A 17,244-nucleotide genomic window follows, 5' to 3' on the forward strand; every position below is an offset into this window, starting at 1 on the left:
ACGAGGTATTCCTCAATCGAAGATTCTGTGTCACACCCCCTTAAGTGTACGCGAGCCGCGAGGGGTTTCGCCCGATGGGTCTCCACGGGCGCCCCAGTACGCTAATATAAGCGCCCGTTCAAATAGCAATCCGCATTGGGGAGCACGGCTTCATGAAGATCAACACCGTTTGCGTGCTGGGCGGCACGGGTTTCGTGGGCAGCCACCTGGTGGCGCGACTCATCGCCAGCGGCCGCCGGGTGAAGGTCATCACCCGCCGCCGGGAGCGTCACCGCGACCTGCTGGTTCTGCCCGGCGTGAGCCTCATCGAGGGCGATGTCAACAACCCGGCCACGCTGAAGCGCCACTTCACCGGCTGCGACGCGGTGATCAACCTGATCGGCATCCTCAACGAGAAGGGCCATGACGGCAGCGGCTTCCGCCGCGCCCACGTGGACCTGTCCCGGCACGTGGCCGAGACCTGCCGCGCCACGGGCGTGAAACGCCTGCTGCACATGAGCGCCCTGGGCGCCGATGCCGGTACCGGCACCAGCCTCTACCAGCGCACCAAGGGCGAGGCGGAGAGCCTGGTGCGCACCCAGAGCGGCGACACCAAGGTGACCATCTTCCGCCCCTCGGTGATCTTCGGACCCGGCGACAGCTTCCTCAACCGCTTCGCCGGCCTGCTGCGCATCACGCCGGTCCTGCCGCTCGCCTGCCCCGGGGCGCGCTTCGCGCCGGTGTACGTGGGCGACGTGGTCACGCGTTTCGTGGACAGCCTGGAAGACGCCGGGACCTTCGGCCAGCGCTACGACCTGTGCGGCCCGAAGGTCTATACCCTCAAGGAACTGGTGCAGTACACCGCCCGCACCCTGGGCCTGCGCCGCGCCATCATCGGCCTGCCCGACTGGGCCTCCAGGCTCCAGGCCACGGTGTTCGAATACGTCCCCGGCAAGCCCTTCTCCCTGGACAACTACCGCTCCCTGCAGCGGGACAACGTCTGCCCCGGCGGTGGCACCTGCCCCACCAGCCTGGAATCCGTCGCGCCCCGCTACCTGGGCCGCAACGACCGGGAGTCCCGCCTCCAGCGCCTGCGCAACACGGCCGGGCGGGTCTGAAGGTCGCCGCGTGATACGCCGAGATTCAAAACCAAGGGACAGGATGAACAGGATCATTGCCGATCGGATTAGATCAACAAGGCGCGAAAGGAGCTGACAGGATTGACATGATTTACAGGATTAAAAGACCTAAAAAATAATCGTGTGAATCATGTCAATCCTGTCCGAAGCTTTTCATTTCATTCTTGTTCTGCAAATCCTGTTCATCCTGTCCATAAAGATGTTTTGAAGCCCATCGTATCCTCGCCCTACACTGCATCCATGAAAACCTATCTGGTCGGCGGTGCGGTGCGTGACGAACTCCTGGGCCTGCCGGTGCGGGAGCGGGACTGGGTGGTGGTGGGCGCCACGGCGCAGCAGATGCTGGACCTGGGCTACCGGCAGGTGGGCCGGGACTTCCCGGTGTTCCTGCACCCCGAGACCCACGAGGAACACGCCCTGGCCCGCACCGAGCGCAAGACCGCGCCCGGCTACCGGGGCTTCGTGGTGCACGCCGAACCAGACGTCACCCTGGAAGAGGACCTGCTGCGCCGGGATCTCACCATCAACGCCATTGCCCGGGACGAGGCCGGCGGCCTCATCGACCCCTTCAACGGCCAGGCGGATCTCAAGGCCCGGCTGTTGCGTCACGTCTCCCCCGCCTTCGCCGAGGACCCGGTGCGCATCCTGCGGGTGGCCCGCTTCGCGGCCCGCTTTGCCGACCTGGGCTTCTCGGTGGCGGAGGAGACCCGCGACCTGATGCGCGCCATGGTCGCTGCCGGCGAGGTGGACGCCCTGGTGCCGGAGCGGGTCTGGCAGGAGATGGAGCGGGCCCTGGGCGAGGACTCGCCGGCCACCTTCTTCGAGGTGCTGCGGGACTGCGGTGCGCTGGCGGTGCTGTTCCCGGAGATCGAGCGCCTGTTCGGCGTGCCCCAGCCGCCCAAGTATCACCCCGAGATCGACACCGGGGTGCACACCCTCATGGTGCTCACCCAGGCCGCGCGCCTGAGCGCCGATGCCACGATCCGCTTCGCGGCCCTGACCCACGATCTGGGCAAGGGCACCACGCCCGCCGACATCCTGCCCAGCCACCACGGCCACGAGCAACGCAGCGTGGACCTGGTGCACGGCCTGTGCGACCGCTACCGCATCCCCAACGCCTACCGGGATCTCGCCGTGATGGTGGCCCGCTGGCACGGTTACAGCCACCGGGCCCTGGAACTGCGCCCCGACACCGTGCTCAAGGCGCTGGAGGGCCTGGACGCCTTCCGTCGCCCGGAACGCTTCGAGCCCTTCCTGCTCGCCTGCGAGGCGGACTACCGGGGCCGCACCGGCTTCGAGGAACGCCCCTACCCCCAGGCCGACTACCTGCGCGCCGCCCACGCCCGTTGCCTGGCCATCACCGCGAAGGACCTGGTGAACGAAGGCCTCACCGGCAAGGCCATCGGCGAGGCCCTGCACGCCCGCCGGGTACAGGCGCTCAAGCAGTTGAAGGCCGAGTGGCCCGGAGACGCCGGCGCATGAACAGGCTGTAAAACACCTGTCTCTCGCCAAGACGCAAAGCCGCGAAGAAAGCCAATACGATTGATTAAGGTTTTCCTCTGTGACCCCGTGTCTCCGTGAGAGGACATCGGTTTTGTCACAGCCCAACTAAAACCACGTCCTCTCACGGAGACACGGGGCCACGGGGAAACCTGTTCAAAATGATTTCTTCGCGGCTTTGCGTCTTGGCGAGAGACCCCGATTTTGTCGATTCCGCAGGGACTCACCAGAACAGGAACAGCAGGAAGGCCCCCAGCACCAGCCGGTAGATGACGAAGGGCAGCATGGTCATCTTCGCCAGCAGCTTGAGGAAGTAGTGGATGCAGAGATAGGCGCTCACCCCCGCCACCAGGGCGCCCAGCACCATCAGACCCCACTGGACATTCTCCTCCGGCTCCCTCACCAGAGACAGCGTCTCGAATCCGCCTGCCAGAGCGATGATGGGGATGGACAGCAGGAAGGAATAGCGCGCCGCCGCCTGGCGGGTGAAACCCATGAGCAGGGCGGCGGTGATGGTGATGCCGGAACGGGAGGTGCCCGGGATCAGGGCCAGGGCCTGGGCCACGCCGATCACCAGCACGTCCTTCCAGGTGATGCTGTGCTCGTCCCGGGTACGCTTGCCGGAAACATCGGCGAACAGCAGCAGCACCGCGAAGCCGATGGTGGCCATGGCGATCACCTGGGCCGAGCGCAGGTGGGTGGAGATGATGTCGTGGAACAACAGGCCCGCCAGGCCCGCTGGAATGGTGCCGAAACCCACCGCCCAGGCGAGCTTGGCGTCCGGGGTCAGTCCCCGGCCTACCAGGGAACCCACCCACTCCGCCGTCATGCGGCGCAGTTCATGGCGGAAATAGATCACCACCGCCGCCAGGGAACCCACGTGGGTGGCCACGTCAAAGGTCAGGCCCTGATCCTCCCAGTCGGTGAGTTCAGGCACCAGGATCAGGTGCGCAGCGCTGGAGATGGGCAGGAATTCGGTCAGGCCCTGAACCAGGGCCAACACCAGGGTCTGGAAGAGATCCAAGGCGGGACTCCGTGTCGTGTGGATTAATCAGTCGAGGCGCAGTGTTACCGGATTGATTCGGTGACGCAAGCACCCGGGGCGGAAAGAAATATCCAACGCAAAGACGCGAAGACGCAAAGGACGCAAAGTTTCTTCTGATGAAGAAGACTGAGACAATGCGGCCCCTGCCGACTGTTTCAGGCTTTCGGTGTTTATCTAATGAGCGCTTTTTTGCGCCCTTTGCGTCTTCGCGTCTTTGCGTTGAAATCTTTTACATATCAGAGCCTACCGCGCAGATCCCGCCCCGCGAAGCCCACCAACGGCCCCTCGATCCCCCGCCCCAGGCCGATCACCTGGAAGCGCTCGCCCATCTCCCCGGGCAGGGTGAGCTGACGCACCTGGCCGGCAAGCGCCAGTTGTTCCCGGGGATCGTCACTGGCGGATTCCTGGAACACCTGGTCCAGTCCCGCGCCGATCAGGAACCAGGCCTGGGTGGTGTAGCCCAGTACGTCCAGGCCGGCGCCCACGCCCGCCTCGGCCACGGCGGTGAAATCCACGTGGGCGGTGAGGTCCGTCAGCCCCGGCAGGAAGAAAGGGTCGTCCAGGGCCCGGTGGCGGTAGTAACCCATCAGGGTGCCCCGGCTGCGCTCGGGGCTGTAGTACTCGGCACGGGGATAACCGTAATCGATGAGCAGGATCAGCCCCGCGGCCAAGGTCTCGGCAAGCGAGGCTACCCAGGGCGCGAGACCCGGGCTGTATTCCGAGGTGTAACCCGCCGGCCAGGCGCTGCCGGTCTCGGCCTGCAGACGCTGTAAGGCGGCGCTCAGCCCGGGTTCTGCGGGGCGCTCCGCCCAGGCCAGGCGCCCGCCCTCCCAGGCAACGCCCCGTTGCAGCACGGTCTCGCCGGTCCAGGTGAACACCTCCACGGGCATGGCGTCCAGCACCTCGTTGCCCAGCATCACACCCCTGAAGCCGCTCGGCGGCAATGCATCCAGCCAGCGCACCTGGGCCGCGAGGTCTTCGGGCAGTTCGGCTACGGCGGCCTGCTGGCGTTCGCGCAGGTCCGGGCTCAGTTCCAGGATCAGGTATTGCTCCGGCAGACGATCCAGGGCCGCCAGGGCCCGCAGCATCTCCACCGCCAGGGCGCCGGTGCCGGCGCCGAACTCCAGCACCTGGCCACCGCCCAGTTCCTCCAGCACCTGGGCCACCTGCCGGGCCAGGCAGCGGGCGAACAGGGGCGAGGTCTCCGGCGCGGTGGTGAAATCACCGCCCACGCCCAGCTTGTGGCTGCCGGCCGTGTAGTAGCCGAGCCCCGGCGCGTACAGGGCCAGCTCCATGTAGCGGCGAAAGGGCAGGAAACCGCCGGCGACCTCGATCTCGTCGCGCAACCGCGCCGTCAGCGCCTCGCTGGCCTGGCGGGCGGCCTCGTCGGGTTCGGGCAGGTGGCTTAGATCGGGCATGGCGGGCGAACCGAAACGCTGTGATAAAGTCCATTCCACTGTCAGAAACCGGCATCAGCGGAGGCGAAGGTGGTCCAGTCTAACGGCAAGCGGCAGGAGAACAAGCGCGTGCTCATCACCGGGGCGGCCCGGCGGGTGGGCGCCGAGATCGCCCGGCAACTGCACGGCGCCGGCATGGATCTGATCATCCATTACCGCAGTTCCCGGGACGAGGCGCAGGCCCTGGCCGATTCCCTGAACGCGCTGCGTCCGGGTTCAGCCGGCCTGGTGCAGGGCGACCTGCTCAAGACCGCCGACCTGCCCCGCCTGGCCGAGGACGCAAAGGCCGTGTTCGGCAGCGTGGATGTGCTGGTCAACAACGCCAGCACCTTCTACCCCACCCCCGTGGGCCAGATGACCGAGCAGCACTGGGACGACCTGATGGGCAGCAACCTCAAGGCCCCCCTGTTCCTGTCCCAGGCCCTGGCCCCGGAGCTGACCGCCCGGGGCGGCTGCATCGTCAACATCGTGGACATCCACGCCCTGCGCCCGCTCAAGGGCTACCCGGTCTACTGTGCCGCCAAGGCGGGCCTGTGGATGGTGACCCAGTCCCTGGCCCGGGAGCTGGGCCCCAGGGTGCGGGTCAACGGCATCGCCCCCGGCGCCATCCTCTGGCCCGAGGCCGCCGAGAACAGCGCCCCCCACGAGGACATGATCCAGCGCACCGCCCTCAAGCGTGAGGGCTCGCCCGCGGACATCGCCCGCACCGCCCTGTTCCTGATCCGCGACGCGGACTACATCACCGGGCAGGTAATCCCGGTGGACGGCGGCCGCACGGTGGGTCAGTGATCGACCGGCCTTGCCGCAGAGACGCCGAGGCGCAGAGAAACTGCTTGAATGGACAGGATTGACAGGATTTTTCAGGATTTACAGGTAAAAAGATCTTTTCCTGTAAATCCGCTTTTTATCCTGTGAATCCTGTCCATTGATTTTGAATCTCCGCGCCTCGGCGCCTCTGCGGCGAATCCTTAAAATCCCAGATCCACCGCCCGCAGCCACTGCCCGTCCAGGTCAAACGCCGCCCACAGTTCCGCGAGGGTTCGGCCCACCACCGGATGGCGCAGGTCGGGGGCGATGTCGGCCAGGGGGGCGAGCACGAAGGCATGGTGCAGGATCTCGTCCCTTGGCAGCTCGAAGGCCTCGGTCTGAAGCACCAGGTCGTCGTAGAGCAGCAGATCCAGGTCCAGGGTGCGGGGCTTGAAGCCGTTGCTCTCGGCGGTGCGCCCCTGGGCCCGCTCGAGGGCCTTCAGGTCCCGCACCAGGGTCTCGGGGCCGGTATCGGTCTCAAAGCCCACCACCAGGTTGAGGAAGGGCTCGCCGTCGAAACCCACCGCGCCGGTCTCGTAGACGGGCGAGACGGTCAGCGCGCCGTAGCATTCAGCCAGGGCCTGGATCGCGGCCCTGACATGGACCTCCCGGTCCACGTTGCTGCCGACGCTGATATAGGCACGGGCCACGGGATCAGGCCCGCTCGCCCCGTTCGATGGTGACGCCCACCTCGCGGCTGCCGCGCACCGCGCCCGGCTTGCCCAGGGTGAGGCGCAGCCAGGGCACACCGAACTCCTCCATGACGGTGCTGGCGATGCGCTCCGCCAGGGCCTCCACCAGGGTCAGTTCGTTGTTTTCCACCAGGTCGATCACCCGCTTGGCCACGGCCTTGTAGTCCAGCACGTCGGTGATGTCGTCGCTCTTCGCCCCCTTGCGGATGTCGGTGCCCATCTCCAGGTCCAGCCGCACCTGCTGGCGGATCTGCTGCTCCCAAGCGAAGATGCCGATGGTGGTTTCAATTCGCAAATCGCGGATGTATACGATGTCCATAAAATGACAGATACAAGATTCAAGTGGCAAGAGACAAGAAAAAACTCGAAAAGCCTGTCTCTTGTCTCTAGGGCCTTGCCTCTGGCGCCTTGCGCCTGCTATCCTTCGCCGCTTTCCTGAATTCAGGCCCGATTTCGTTTGGAGCAAGTACCATGGCCCGAGTGTGTCAGATCACGGGTAAACGCCCTGTCACCGGTAACAACGTCTCCCACGCGCACAACAAGACGCGTCGGCGTTTCCTGCCCAACCTGCACAGCCACCGTTTCTGGGTGGAGAGCGAAAACCGCTGGGTGCGGCTGCGCATCAGCAGCAAGGGCCTGCGTATCATCGACAAGAAGGGCATCGACGCGGTCCTCGCCGACCTGCGCGCCCGTGGCGAAAAGGTCTGAGGAGCTTAAATCATGGCTAAGGGCGTACGTGACAAGATCAAGCTGGTGTCCAGTGCCGGGACAGGCCACTTCTACACCACCACCAAGAACAAGCGGAACATGCCGGACAAGATGGAGATCAAGAAGTACGATCCCGTCGTCCGCAAGCACGTGATGTACAAGGAAGCCAAGATCAAGTAATTGATCTCATGGCCCTTGTGAAAAAGCCCGGCACTGCCGGGCTTTTTTTATGCGCTCGGATGTCTCCCGTAAAAACCCCGGTCTCTCGCCAAGACGCGAAGGCGCGAAGAAAATCAATTCACTCGCCATGATTTCCCCGTGGCTCCGTGCCCCCGTGAGAGGACAGGGTTTTGGCGCAGCCCGAATGAAAACCAATTTGCTCTCACGGGGGCACGGAGCCACGGGGGGAAGCCCAATGAATGAATTTTCTTTCTTTGCGTCTTGGCGAGAGAAATCAGAGCCTTTCACTCCCCCTTCTGCGCTGCCAGCTCCGCCCAGCGGACCATGGCCCGGCCCCACTGGTGGGCGGTGGCCGGGTCCAGTTCCAGCTTGGTGTACTTGCCGCCGTCGCGGATGATCACCCGCAGCAGGGGCACGCCGCTGTCGTGGATGATCTGCCTGAGCTCGATCTGCTCACCGAAGGGCGCCTCGAACTGCTCCATGAAACCTCCCGTCACGAAAATGGCTTCGCCCGCCCCGGCGGGCGGCAGCAATCATACATTTGCACAAACACAACTGTTAATCTTGTGACCATACTGCCGATACAGGAATCAGGGATCGGCCAGATCCACCGTCAAAGGATTCATTGAACATGCCGGAGGTCTTCGTCGGCAGACAACCCATCTACGACCGCGAGATGCGCGTGCGTGCCTACGAGCTGCTGTTTCGATCCAGCAGCGAAAATCGCGCCGCCTTCGTGGATGGCGACGCGGCGAGCAGCGAGGTGATCCACGGCACCTTCATGGACCTGGGCCTGGATCGCATCGCCGGTGACAAGATCGTCTTCATCAACCTCACCCGCAACCTGCTCATGAGCGAGGGCATCCTCGCCTTCCCGCCCGAGCGGGTGGTGCTGGAGGTGCTGGAGGACGTGGAGATCGACGACGATCTGCTCGCCGCCCTGCGCCTGCTCAACCACAAGGGCTATCGCATCGCCCTGGATGATTTCGTCTACCGGGAAGGCCCCCAGCCCCTGCTGTCCATGGCGGACATCGTCAAGGTGGACCTGGGGCAGCTGCACAACGGCGAACTGGAAGACCAGGTGCGCCAGTTGCGCAGCCACAAGGTGCAGCTGCTGGCGGAGAAGGTGGAAGACCGGGAACAGTACACCCTGTGCCGGGATCTGGGCTTTGAATACTTCCAGGGCTACTATCTGTGCCGCCCCAACGTGGTGCGCGGGCGGCGGGTGACCACCAACCGGCTGATCGTGATCCAGCTCATCAACAAGCTGCACCAGCCGGACATGGACCTGCGGGATCTGGAGCAGACCATTGCCAACGACGTCTCGCTCTCCTACCACCTGCTGCGCTTCATCAACTCCGCCTATTACGGCCTGAGCAAGCCCATCGAGTCCATCCACCGGGCCGTGGTCTACCTGGGTCGGGACGCCATTCGTCACTGGGTCACCCTGCTGGCCCTGCGCAGCCTCAAGGACCAGCCCACGGACGTGCTCATCAACGCCCTGGTCCGCGCGCGCATGTGCCAGCTGCTGGCCGAGGAGGGGCGCTTCCCGTCACAGGAGGACAGCTTCTTCACCGTGGGCCTGTTCTCAACCCTGGAGCAGGTGCTGCGGGCCCCCATGGCCGAGATCCTGGGCGAACTGCCCATGAGCGAGGAGATCAATGCCGCCCTGCTGCGCCAGGAAGGGGTGATGGGCGAGGCGCTCGCCTGCACCCTCGCCTTCGAGCAGGAAAGCCCGGACAGCGCCCGACGCTTCCGCGACCTGGACCCGGTGCAGACCGGACGCCTCTACCTGGAGGCGGTGGCCTGGGCCAATGAGTTGAAGGAGCAGATGGGGATCTGAATCTCGGGTGAGGGGTTAGGTGTGAGGCGACAGGCGTGTGTAGGTCGGCCTTCAGGCCGACGACCCCTGCCCCGATTGGCCACGTTGTCGGCCTGAAGGCCGACCTACGAGGGGGACGGACGGCCGCTCATCCTACGCCTACCGCCTCACCCCTCACGACCCAATACCAGGTTCCCCGCCTCATCCACCTCACACGACCATCCCGGCGCGATCCAGGTGGTGGACACCGCCTCGGTGATCAACGCCGGGCCCTCGATGCGTTGACCGGTGGGCAGGGTATCCCGGTCATAGACCGGCACGGGTGAACCGACGCCATGCACCGACACCTCGCCCCGGGGCCCGGCTGGCTCCGCGGCAGTCGGGCCCGGCAGGTCCAGGGCCGGGACCGGGGCGGACAAGCCCACCCGCACGTTCACCAGTTCCACGGGCAGGTCCAGGGCATGCCCGAAGCGGGCCTCGTGGGCCCGGTGGAAGGCCCGCTCGACCCCCAGCAGCCCGGTCCAGGGCAGATTCAGGGCGGCGGACTGACCGGCATAGCGAAGATCCACGGACTGGTGTACGGAAGGCTCCGACACACCCTCTAAGGCAAGGGCCTCCCGCCCTTTCGCCGCCAGGGCATCCAGTTCCGCCTGCACGGAACGATCGCTGGTCTCCGCCAGGGGCAGGTTCAGGGTGCGCGACAGCTCCCGGCCCCGGGGCGCCACCAGCATCCCCAAGGCCGAGAGCACGCCACCGTGCACCGGCACCAGCGCGCGATTCATCCCCAGGCTCTCGGCCAGCTCGCACACATGCAGGCCCCCGGCACCGCCGAAAGGCATCAGGGTGAACTGGCGGGGATCGTGACCCCGGGCGAGCGAGATCTCCCGCAGGGCGCCGGCCATGTGCTCATTGGCCAGGCGGATGACGCCCTCCGCCGCCTGTTCAACGGACAGATTCAGTCGTGCGGCCAGAGGTTCGAAGGCGGCCCGCGCGGCGGCCAGGTCCACGGGCATACCGCCGGCCAGGCGCGTATCCGGGGGCAGGCGCCCCAGCAGCAGATTGGCATCGGTGACCGTGGGTTCCCGCCCGCCCAGGCCGTAGCAGGCCGGTCCGGGCCGGGCACCTGCGGAACGGGGCCCCACCTGCAGCAGCCCGCCCGCGTCCACCCAGGCCAGGGATCCGCCGCCGGCGCCGATGGTGTGCATGTCCACCATGGGCACCGCCACCGGGTAGCCGGCGATGCGCCCTTCCCCGGTCAGGCGCAGGTCCCCGTCCAGCAGGGCCACGTCCGTGGAGGTGCCGCCCATGTCGAAGCTGAGCAGGCGCGTCACCCCCGAGGCCCGGGCCAGGTGCAGGGCGCCGCGCAGCCCCCCGGCGGGCCCGGAGAGCAGCAGGCGCACCCCGTGCCGGCCGGCCTGGTCGGCGTCCAGGGTGCCGCCGTGGCTCTGCATCACCGTGAGCCGGGCATCCCCCAGGGTCGACGCCAGGCGCGCCAGGTAACCCTGCATCAGCGGGCCCACGTAGGCATTGAGCCAGGTGGCGATGCCCCGCTCGTACTCGCGGATCTCCGCCAGCACTCCGGAAGACCGGGTGACGAAGCAGATCCCGGAGAGCGCCTGTTCCACCGCCCGCTCGAAGCGGTCGTCCCGCCAGGAGAACAGCAGATTGATGGCCACGGCCTGTGGCGCGCGCTCCCGCACCCGGGCCGCCAGGGCGTCGAGATCCTCCGCGCCCAGATCCTCCACCACGGCGCCGTCCGCACCCAGGCGCCCGCCGGTCTCCAGGCAATCCTCCGGGGGCACCGGGGCGGGCACCCGCGCGGGCTGGAGATTGTAGAGTTCCCGGCGCGCTTGGCGACCGATGGTCAGCACGTCCCCCAGACCATGGTTGGTGATGTACACGGTGCGCACCCCGCGGCCCTCCAGCACCGCGTTGGTGGCCACCGTGGAGCCGTGGATCACCGCCAGCCCCGGCTCGCCCTCAAGGCCCAGATCCCGGATGCCCTGCAGGATGGCCTTCTCAGGCGCCTCGGGGGTGGAAAGCACCTTGTGCACCCGCACCTGCCCCTCGTCCCAGAGCACGAAGTCCGTGAAGGTCCCGCCGGTGTCGACGCCGAGTCGTTTCATGGGTCGTAGTTTAACCCGGCGCCTGCATGGGGAATCTGAAAAGCGGTTCTCTCGCCAAGACGCCAAGACGCAAAGAAAGGCAGTTTCGAATGTTTTCCTCCGTGGCCCCGTGGCTCCGTGAGAGGACATTGGTTTCCCTGAGGAGCGATAAAACCCTGTTCTCTCACGGAGCCACGGGGCCACGGGGAATGCCATTCATGTTGTTTTCTTGGCGGCTTCGCGTCTTGGCGAGAGATCAAGTGGTTTTTGGTTTTGGCTTTCACCACCGCAGCGCCCCGGCCCGCTCTGGTATCATGGGCAGTCCTGTTCGTGCATCCCGTTTCCCATGTCCCAGCCGCCCCTCAAGGTCCAACTGGTCCCTTCCCGTGACGCCGTCGCCGAAGGCGCGTTGCTGGCGCGGGTGGACTATGGCCCGGTCACCGGCATCGATCCGGCGGACCCGTCTCGCGTGACGGTGGGCCTGCCGCCGTTCGGCACGGAGCAGGCCAGCGAATTGCTGCGCACACCGCAGGCCGTCACCCGGGGCGAGCAGGACGGCATCGGTTTCGCCCGCAGCGAGGACCTGCTGTTCGCCCGAGTATTCATCGCCGACAGCCAGGACATGCAGCAGGCGGCGGAGCAGGCCTATCTGCGCCTGCTGCGCTTTCACGCCGCCATGGGCTACCCGGCCCTGCTGCGCATCTGGAACTTCTTCGACCGCCTGCTAGAGCCTGCCGTCGACCCGACCCTGGACCGCTACCAGGCCTTCTGCGCAGGCCGACAGCAGGCCCTGGAGGCCCTTCAGATCGACGGCAGCGCCCTGCCCGCCGCCACCGCCATCGGCACCGCCACACCGGGCTTTCTGGTCTACCTGCTGGCCGCCCGGGAACCGGGCATCCAGATCGAGAACCCGCGCCAGGTGAGTGCCTACCACTACCCGCCGGACTACGGCCCCAAGAGCCCCACCTTCGCCCGGGCCACCCTCAAGCCCTGGCCCGCGCACACCCAGCTCTACATCTCCGGCACCGCCAGCATCGTGGGCCACGCCTCCCTGCACGCGGGCAAACCCGCCGCCCAGCTGGACGAGATCATCAACAACCTCGGCGCCCTGATCGACAGGGTACGCAATGACCACGGCCTCGCCCTCCATGGACCCGGCGATCTGTCCCTGCTCAAGGTCTACGTGAAGCGCGAGGCGGATCTGCCTGTCATCCGGGAGCGGCTCACGGCGCGCATCGGTGACCACCCGGCGCTACTGTTCCTGCACGGCGATGTCTGCCGCAAGGAACTGCTGGTGGAGATCGAGGGGCTGTATGCCTGAATTGCCCGAGGTGGAGACCACCCGGCGGGGGATCGAACGCCACGTCACGGGACGGCGGGTCACCTCGGTCATCGTGCGCGAACCGCGCCTGCGCTGGCCTGTGCCCGGTGACCTGGCCGAGCGCCTCACGGGCCGCACCCTCGGTCGCGTGCTGCGCCGGGCAAAATACCTGCTGATCGAAGTGGAGACGGGCCTGCTGCTGCTGCACTTGGGCATGTCCGGCAGCCTGCGGGTGGTCACCCCCGACGCGCCCCTGCGCAAGCACGACCACATCGACCTCTGCCTGGACTCCGGCCGCTGCCTGCGCCTGCACGACCCGCGCCGCTTCGGCGCCGTGCTCTGGATCGAAGGGCCGGCGCAACAGCATCCCCTGCTCGCCGAACTGGGACCGGAGCCCCTGGGCAAGGATTTCGACGCCGAATATCTCTACCGCAGCACCCGCAAGCGCCGGGTGGCCATCAAGCAGCACATCATGAACAGCCACGTGGTGGTGGGTGTGGGCAACATCTACGCCTCCGAGGCCCTGTTCCTGGCCGGCATCCGGCCCGGGCGCGCCGCCGGCCGGCTCACCCGGGCGGAATGCGCGAGACTGGTGGAGACCATCCGCCAGGTACTCGGCGAGGCCATCGCCCAGGGCGGCACCACCCTGCGCGACTTCGTGCGCGAGGACGGCAGCCACGGCTACTTCCAGCAGCACCTGCGGGTCTACGGACGCACCGGGCTCGCCTGCATCGCCTGCGAAACGCCGGTCAAGCAGATCGTGCAGGGCAACCGATCCAGTTACTACTGCCCCGTCTGCCAGCGCTAGGAGCCTGTCGGACTTAGGTGCCCGTAGCGAGCCGAGTGGGAGAGCGAGGCCATTTTTTCGATCGTTTGAGGAGAATAGCCGTCGCTATTTGACGAAAAGGATCGGAAAAATGGACCGCTCCCCCACCGGCGCAGTAGGAGCAGCCTAAGTCCGACAGGCTCCTCGACGCGTGTGATTTACAGCCGAAAGCCCGATACACTCAGTCCAGGAATCAGGCCTGATCCTCCGACAGGAGATACCGCATGAGCGACATCACTGCCCGCACGAAGTCACTTAGAGATGGCATCGAGGAACTGGCAGCGCTGGCCGCCAAGGATCAGGTCGATGCCGCCCGCCGCCTCGTTGCCACGCTGAACGCCACACTGGACCAGCTCACGGGGGAGACCCCCACCCCCCAGGGCAGTGCCGAACAGAAAACGAAGCGCATCCCCGCTCCAAGGGACCCGGTGGAGAAATGCCCCCGCTGCACCCTGCGCAGCTTCACCTTCCAGAAAGGCACGGCGCGCGAGGCCGAGGGTGGTTTTGAGGCCCTCTACCACTGCACCAGCTGCGGCCATGAGGACTGGCGGGAGATCCGCTGACCGACCTGCATCAGCACCAGACCTCGCAAAAACCAGCCTCGAATACCGGCGTCGCGCTGGCAAACACCCGCTCCATATTCGGGTCTGGCTCGCTAGCCATCCAGATGGCTCAGGTCGACGACTATGCCCCGATCGGGGCCGCGCCATGCCTGCTCGCCGTCCTGGCTGTTGTGCATCACCACCAGCAGATCGTTACGACTGGCGAACTCCAGGCATCCCATGGCGTCTGCAAGATCCTTGCACACCACGGTCAGCACCGGTCCGACATTCTCTTTCACGCCAGCTGACTGCTTGTGTTCAGGAGAACCGCTGTCACCCGGATATCGGAACTCCCCCCTCACTTCCATGGCCAGGGCTGCCAGGTTCACCGTGACCAGACGTTGATCGGATGCACGTCTCAGTCTTATGTCCAGCATGTCCGCACCTCCCGCGCTGCTTGCAGAACCCATGATCATTGCGGACGTGCATACGCCCGCATAGGCGGCGTTGTGAACATAGTCGACCATAGCGGGTGTGTCTTGAAGATTTCTGACCTGTCAGGGGCGGGTCAGCGGACTTGTCGCGCCGATCTCGAGGAATCGGCGATAGGCGCCCGGCGCGCAGCCGGCGAGACGGTGAAACTCCCGGGTGAAGTGGCTCTGATCGGCGAACTCGCATCGAGACGCGACCATGCCCAGGTCCATGTCCGGTTCCCTGGCGAGCATTCTGGCCGCCCTGACCAGGCGCATGTGACGGGCCGCGGCCTTCGGGCAGATGCCCGTATGCGCCCTGAAACAGGCCACGAAATGACGATGGCTCCAGCCCAGACGGCGGGATAACGCCGTCACCGCAATCCTGCCGCCCGTTCTTTCGATCATCTCCCAGGCCCAGCGGATCTCGCCTCGGGCCGGTTGGCGTGTCTGCTTTCTGGATTGCACCAGGAAGCGCTCGACCAGGGAAAAACGCGCCTGCCACGTGCACACCTGAGCCAGACTTTCTGCCAGGCGCTCAGCCTTTCGACCCAGGAATGCCTCAAGGGGCACCGGTTGCCGACCGATCTCCCGGACACCTTCACCCAGGATCTCGCCGGCCGCCCAGGGCGCCAGGCCGACATCGATGCACAGCCGTGTACCCCGGTGTTCCGTCAGCAGCGGCGCATGATCGGCACCCACCAGGAAAGAGCTATAGCGCCGCCAGGGCCGGACCGGTTCGCAACTGGCCATCAAGAGCGGATCACCGCAACCGATCACCAGCACGACCCGCCCCCGGGCCACCTCGAGCCGGCGCAGCGGTTCACGCAAGTTCGCGCTGAAACCCTGGCAGCGTTCGACGGCGTCCTTCAGGACGGCACCTGAGGGATGCATCACGCATGCCCATTGCGAATCATTATTGGAGCGCTCATGCGGATTCATGACGCCTCCTGCGGCCGGGTATGAAAAACCGGATCCTGAAGGCGGTCAATGAACCGCGACCTGTCAAGTTGAACTCTGCAGGCCTGACCGATGGGCCGCACCCATACGCACCGAAGCCGACCACACGAACTAAACTCAAGGGCAGGCATCGCAACGATCCGCCGTCAACGGCAAGGAGGATCACGATGAACGTCAGGGATCTCTTGACACACTGGGCGCGGGAGCCCGGCGAGCGCCACACCCAGCACGAATACTGCATGCAGCTCTCGGCCCGGGACGCCGCGCGCATCGCGGCATTGGCGGAGCTGTTCCCCAACAAACCCCGTCAGGCACTGATCGGAGAACTGCTCTCAGCGGCGCTCGACGAACTGGAGGCGGCCATGCCCTACGTGCCCGGGGAGCGGGTGATCGCCGAAGACGAGCTGGGCGATCCCATGTACGAAGACGCCGGCCTCACGCCCCGCTTCCTGGAACTGACCCGGCGACACCTGGAGAAGCTGGATAGCTGAGCGGTGTGTTGTCCGGAAATTCAAGGGCCTTCAACGCGAAGGCGCAAAGACGCAAAGGACGCAAAGTTTATTGATGAGAGAGCCATAGATCGCGTAGGTTGGGGTGAGCACAGTGAACCCCAACGCAGAGATCAGCGGCGTGCGCTGGCGCGTCCGCTGGAACGCCTGGTTGGAACTGGTTTCTGATGCACTGGCACGGTATGCAGCTCTACGCCAAGTGCTCGTATTACTCTCAAAACGGTGTCATATCGCGGCTTTGCACCGGGAGCTAATGCCTTATACAGGCTCTCTCGACCAAGCCCAGCTTCCTTAGCCAGCTCCGTCATCCCTCGTGCCTTTGCAATATCGCCAATAGCCACCAGAAATACATTTGGATCTTCGTCCTCTAGCGCAGCATTGAGGTATTCTGCGATTACCTCTTCGCTATCCAGGTATTCTGCGGCATCGAATTTGGTCAACTTAGTCATCAGTGTGGCCTCGGTATTTCTCAGCAAGCTCATGAGCTTTCTGGATGTCCTTCTTCTGAGTCGATTTATTGCCTCCACACAGAAGTAAGGTAAATCGTTTCGCCGTCCCTTGCGTGATACACCCTGTAACCAGGTCCGTAATGGATTCTCATCTCCGAGACACCCTTCCCGACAGGCTCGCAGTCGCCGAAATTTCCTGCCTCGGCAGAACGGATACGGGCGATGATTCGAGCTTTCCCTATCGGATCTCGAAGCTTCTTCAGCCAGTTATCAAACTCTGGCGTACGAAGGAATGTGTACATATGCAGAATCGTATCCTGTCGGATACAGTGCGTCAAGCTGGGCTAAGTGCGTGAGCAATTCCAACAGGACGTATGAATCCGGGGGACAGTACAGGCATTACTCAGGCGCCCACAGGTATGGCAGATCAAGCGAGAAGCACAATAGATATACCCGACAGTTGCATAAATCCGGCACGGTTTTACAAGAAAACGGCTTATATACGGTACGACCTGCCTGTTGCACGGCTGTTGCTGGACCTCACCAAATGTGAAGTCCAGAAAACGGCCTAAATCGGTGCGAGAAGATGGCTTGCACGCATAAAAAAACGGTCTCGAAGTTGGTAGAATTGGTGGCACCACACCGTCCAACAAAACCAACGGAGACCGTCTGGATGAAGTGTAGCAGAGCCGCCGTTCATCGCAAGACCCATCGCATTCCCGATATCCGGTTC

The 17,244-nt window shown here is 65.0% G+C and carries 19 protein-coding genes and 1 pseudogene; 10 read left to right on the forward strand and 10 right to left on the reverse strand.

Annotation, left to right across the window (positions count from 1 at the left end):
- Positions 1-152: 152 nt before the first annotated feature.
- The gene (locus tag D580_RS0109470; protein WP_018954160.1) at positions 153-1,097 is read left to right on the forward strand and encodes a complex I NDUFA9 subunit family protein; all 945 of its coding nucleotides are present in this window, start codon (positions 153-155) and stop codon (positions 1,095-1,097) included.
- 261 nt (positions 1,098-1,358) lie between these two features.
- On the forward strand, positions 1,359-2,600 hold the full coding sequence (locus D580_RS0109475) for a multifunctional CCA addition/repair protein (protein ID WP_018954161.1): 1,242 nt from the start codon (positions 1,359-1,361) through the stop codon (positions 2,598-2,600).
- Between the two features lie 241 nt (positions 2,601-2,841).
- Here the strand turns inward: D580_RS0109475 and D580_RS0109480 are convergent, their stop codons facing one another.
- Both D580_RS0109480 and D580_RS0109485 read right to left on the reverse strand, forming a co-directional pair.
- Positions 2,842-3,642, reverse strand: coding sequence for an undecaprenyl-diphosphate phosphatase (locus D580_RS0109480; RefSeq protein ID WP_018954162.1), 801 nt, complete (start codon positions 3,640-3,642; stop codon positions 2,842-2,844).
- A gap of 257 nt (positions 3,643-3,899) precedes the next feature.
- A complete protein-coding gene (locus D580_RS0109485; RefSeq protein WP_018954163.1) occupies positions 3,900-5,081 on the reverse strand; it encodes a class I SAM-dependent methyltransferase in 1,182 nt (393 codons plus the stop codon).
- Between the two features lie 69 nt (positions 5,082-5,150).
- On the opposite strand from D580_RS0109485, the gene D580_RS0109490 reads away from it, so the two are divergent.
- Complete coding sequence (locus D580_RS0109490) at positions 5,151-5,909, forward strand: pteridine reductase (protein WP_018954164.1); 759 nt, start codon at positions 5,151-5,153, stop codon at positions 5,907-5,909.
- 179 nt (positions 5,910-6,088) lie between these two features.
- Here the strand turns inward: D580_RS0109490 and folK are convergent, their stop codons facing one another.
- Together folK and folB are read right to left on the reverse strand one after the other, a co-directional pair.
- On the reverse strand, positions 6,089-6,577 hold the full coding sequence (gene folK / locus D580_RS0109495; protein WP_018954165.1) for a 2-amino-4-hydroxy-6-hydroxymethyldihydropteridine diphosphokinase: 489 nt from the start codon (positions 6,575-6,577) through the stop codon (positions 6,089-6,091).
- Between the two features lie 4 nt (positions 6,578-6,581).
- The gene (gene folB, locus D580_RS0109500; protein WP_018954166.1) at positions 6,582-6,938 is read right to left on the reverse strand and encodes a dihydroneopterin aldolase; all 357 of its coding nucleotides are present in this window, start codon (positions 6,936-6,938) and stop codon (positions 6,582-6,584) included.
- 152 nt (positions 6,939-7,090) lie between these two features.
- Here folB and rpmB point away from each other — a divergent pair, with 152 nt between their 5' ends.
- Together rpmB and rpmG are read left to right on the forward strand one after the other, a co-directional pair.
- Positions 7,091-7,327 (forward strand): 50S ribosomal protein L28, encoded by a 237-nt coding sequence (gene rpmB, locus D580_RS0109505; protein ID WP_012636912.1) that lies wholly within the window; start codon positions 7,091-7,093, stop codon positions 7,325-7,327.
- A 12-nt stretch (positions 7,328-7,339) separates the two neighbouring features.
- Positions 7,340-7,507 (forward strand): 50S ribosomal protein L33, encoded by a 168-nt coding sequence (gene rpmG / locus D580_RS0109510; RefSeq protein WP_012636911.1) that lies wholly within the window; start codon positions 7,340-7,342, stop codon positions 7,505-7,507.
- Positions 7,508-7,791: 284 nt separating this feature from the next.
- On the opposite strand, the gene D580_RS0109515 is transcribed toward rpmG, so the two are convergent.
- Positions 7,792-7,989: a DUF6967 family protein gene (locus tag D580_RS0109515; protein ID WP_026289867.1), complete on the reverse strand. Its 198-nt coding sequence runs from the start codon at positions 7,987-7,989 to the stop codon at positions 7,792-7,794.
- A 149-nt stretch (positions 7,990-8,138) separates the two neighbouring features.
- Here D580_RS0109515 and D580_RS0109520 point away from each other — a divergent pair, with 149 nt between their 5' ends.
- Positions 8,139-9,350, forward strand: coding sequence for an EAL and HDOD domain-containing protein (locus D580_RS0109520; protein WP_018954168.1), 1,212 nt, complete (start codon positions 8,139-8,141; stop codon positions 9,348-9,350).
- 146 nt (positions 9,351-9,496) lie between these two features.
- Here the strand turns inward: D580_RS0109520 and D580_RS0109525 are convergent, their stop codons facing one another.
- Positions 9,497-11,455 carry a hydantoinase/oxoprolinase family protein gene (locus tag D580_RS0109525; protein WP_018954169.1) on the reverse strand — a complete coding sequence of 653 codons (1,959 nt, stop codon included), beginning with the start codon at positions 11,453-11,455 and terminating at the stop codon, positions 9,497-9,499.
- Between the two features lie 325 nt (positions 11,456-11,780).
- On the opposite strand from D580_RS0109525, the gene D580_RS0109530 reads away from it, so the two are divergent.
- From D580_RS0109530 to D580_RS0109540, 3 genes are all read left to right on the forward strand, one after another.
- Positions 11,781-12,755, forward strand: coding sequence for a hypothetical protein (locus D580_RS0109530; protein WP_018954170.1), 975 nt, complete (start codon positions 11,781-11,783; stop codon positions 12,753-12,755).
- Positions 12,748-13,563, forward strand: a complete 816-nt coding sequence (gene mutM, locus D580_RS0109535) for a bifunctional DNA-formamidopyrimidine glycosylase/DNA-(apurinic or apyrimidinic site) lyase (RefSeq protein WP_018954171.1) — start codon at positions 12,748-12,750, stop codon at positions 13,561-13,563. The genes D580_RS0109530 and mutM overlap by 8 nt, the downstream gene beginning before the upstream one ends.
- A 242-nt stretch (positions 13,564-13,805) precedes the next feature.
- Positions 13,806-14,144, forward strand: a complete 339-nt coding sequence (locus tag D580_RS0109540) for a hypothetical protein (RefSeq protein ID WP_018954172.1) — start codon at positions 13,806-13,808, stop codon at positions 14,142-14,144.
- 92 nt (positions 14,145-14,236) lie between these two features.
- On the opposite strand, the gene D580_RS0109545 is transcribed toward D580_RS0109540, so the two are convergent.
- Positions 14,237-14,560, reverse strand: coding sequence for a hypothetical protein (locus D580_RS0109545; protein ID WP_018954173.1), 324 nt, complete (start codon positions 14,558-14,560; stop codon positions 14,237-14,239).
- 120 nt (positions 14,561-14,680) lie between these two features.
- Entirely contained in the window at positions 14,681-15,487 is an 807-nt protein-coding gene (locus D580_RS15850) for a helix-turn-helix transcriptional regulator (protein ID WP_018954174.1), read from the reverse strand.
- A 233-nt stretch (positions 15,488-15,720) separates the two neighbouring features.
- Between D580_RS15850 and D580_RS0109555 the strand changes: the two genes are divergently transcribed.
- A complete protein-coding gene (locus D580_RS0109555; protein ID WP_012636895.1) occupies positions 15,721-16,044 on the forward strand; it encodes a hypothetical protein in 324 nt (107 codons plus the stop codon).
- Positions 16,045-16,175: 131 nt separating this feature from the next.
- Here D580_RS0109555 and D580_RS16255 read toward each other — a convergent pair whose 3' ends face one another.
- Positions 16,176-16,544, reverse strand: a complete 369-nt coding sequence (locus tag D580_RS16255) for an addiction module antidote protein (protein WP_231363529.1) — start codon at positions 16,542-16,544, stop codon at positions 16,176-16,178.
- A pseudogene (locus D580_RS16260) lies at positions 16,504-16,813 on the reverse strand (type II toxin-antitoxin system RelE/ParE family toxin). The gene D580_RS16255 and the pseudogene D580_RS16260 overlap by 41 nt, the downstream one beginning before the upstream one ends.
- Positions 16,814-17,244 lie beyond the last annotated feature (431 nt).

Source organism: Thioalkalivibrio sulfidiphilus, assembly GCF_000377945.1.
Classification (GTDB): domain Bacteria; phylum Pseudomonadota; class Gammaproteobacteria; order Ectothiorhodospirales; family Ectothiorhodospiraceae; genus Thioalkalivibrio_A; species Thioalkalivibrio_A sulfidiphilus_A.

What these genes read in the sequence shown, in the direction of transcription:
- D580_RS0109470 (WP_018954160.1), top strand. Translation starts at nt 153, where the DNA reads ATGAAGATCAACACCGTTTGCGTGCTGGGCGGCACGGGTTTCGTGGGC.
- D580_RS0109475 (WP_018954161.1), top strand. Translation starts at nt 1,359, where the DNA reads ATGAAAACCTATCTGGTCGGCGGTGCGGTGCGTGACGAACTCCTGGGC.
- D580_RS0109485 (WP_018954163.1), bottom strand. Translation starts at nt 5,081, where the DNA reads ATGCCCGATCTAAGCCACCTGCCCGAACCCGACGAGGCCGCCCGCCAG.
- folB (WP_018954166.1), bottom strand. Translation starts at nt 6,938, where the DNA reads ATGGACATCGTATACATCCGCGATTTGCGAATTGAAACCACCATCGGC.
- rpmB (WP_012636912.1), top strand. Translation starts at nt 7,091, where the DNA reads ATGGCCCGAGTGTGTCAGATCACGGGTAAACGCCCTGTCACCGGTAAC.
- rpmG (WP_012636911.1), top strand. Translation starts at nt 7,340, where the DNA reads ATGGCTAAGGGCGTACGTGACAAGATCAAGCTGGTGTCCAGTGCCGGG.
- D580_RS0109515 (WP_026289867.1), bottom strand. Translation starts at nt 7,989, where the DNA reads ATGGAGCAGTTCGAGGCGCCCTTCGGTGAGCAGATCGAGCTCAGGCAG.
- D580_RS0109520 (WP_018954168.1), top strand. Translation starts at nt 8,139, where the DNA reads ATGCCGGAGGTCTTCGTCGGCAGACAACCCATCTACGACCGCGAGATG.
- D580_RS0109525 (WP_018954169.1), bottom strand. Translation starts at nt 11,455, where the DNA reads ATGAAACGACTCGGCGTCGACACCGGCGGGACCTTCACGGACTTCGTG.
- D580_RS0109530 (WP_018954170.1), top strand. Translation starts at nt 11,781, where the DNA reads ATGTCCCAGCCGCCCCTCAAGGTCCAACTGGTCCCTTCCCGTGACGCC.
- mutM (WP_018954171.1), top strand. Translation starts at nt 12,748, where the DNA reads ATGCCTGAATTGCCCGAGGTGGAGACCACCCGGCGGGGGATCGAACGC.
- D580_RS0109540 (WP_018954172.1), top strand. Translation starts at nt 13,806, where the DNA reads ATGAGCGACATCACTGCCCGCACGAAGTCACTTAGAGATGGCATCGAG.
- D580_RS0109545 (WP_018954173.1), bottom strand. Translation starts at nt 14,560, where the DNA reads ATGCTGGACATAAGACTGAGACGTGCATCCGATCAACGTCTGGTCACG.
- D580_RS15850 (WP_018954174.1), bottom strand. Translation starts at nt 15,487, where the DNA reads ATGCATCCCTCAGGTGCCGTCCTGAAGGACGCCGTCGAACGCTGCCAG.
- D580_RS0109555 (WP_012636895.1), top strand. Translation starts at nt 15,721, where the DNA reads ATGAACGTCAGGGATCTCTTGACACACTGGGCGCGGGAGCCCGGCGAG.
- D580_RS16255 (WP_231363529.1), bottom strand. Translation starts at nt 16,544, where the DNA reads ATGAGCTTGCTGAGAAATACCGAGGCCACACTGATGACTAAGTTGACC.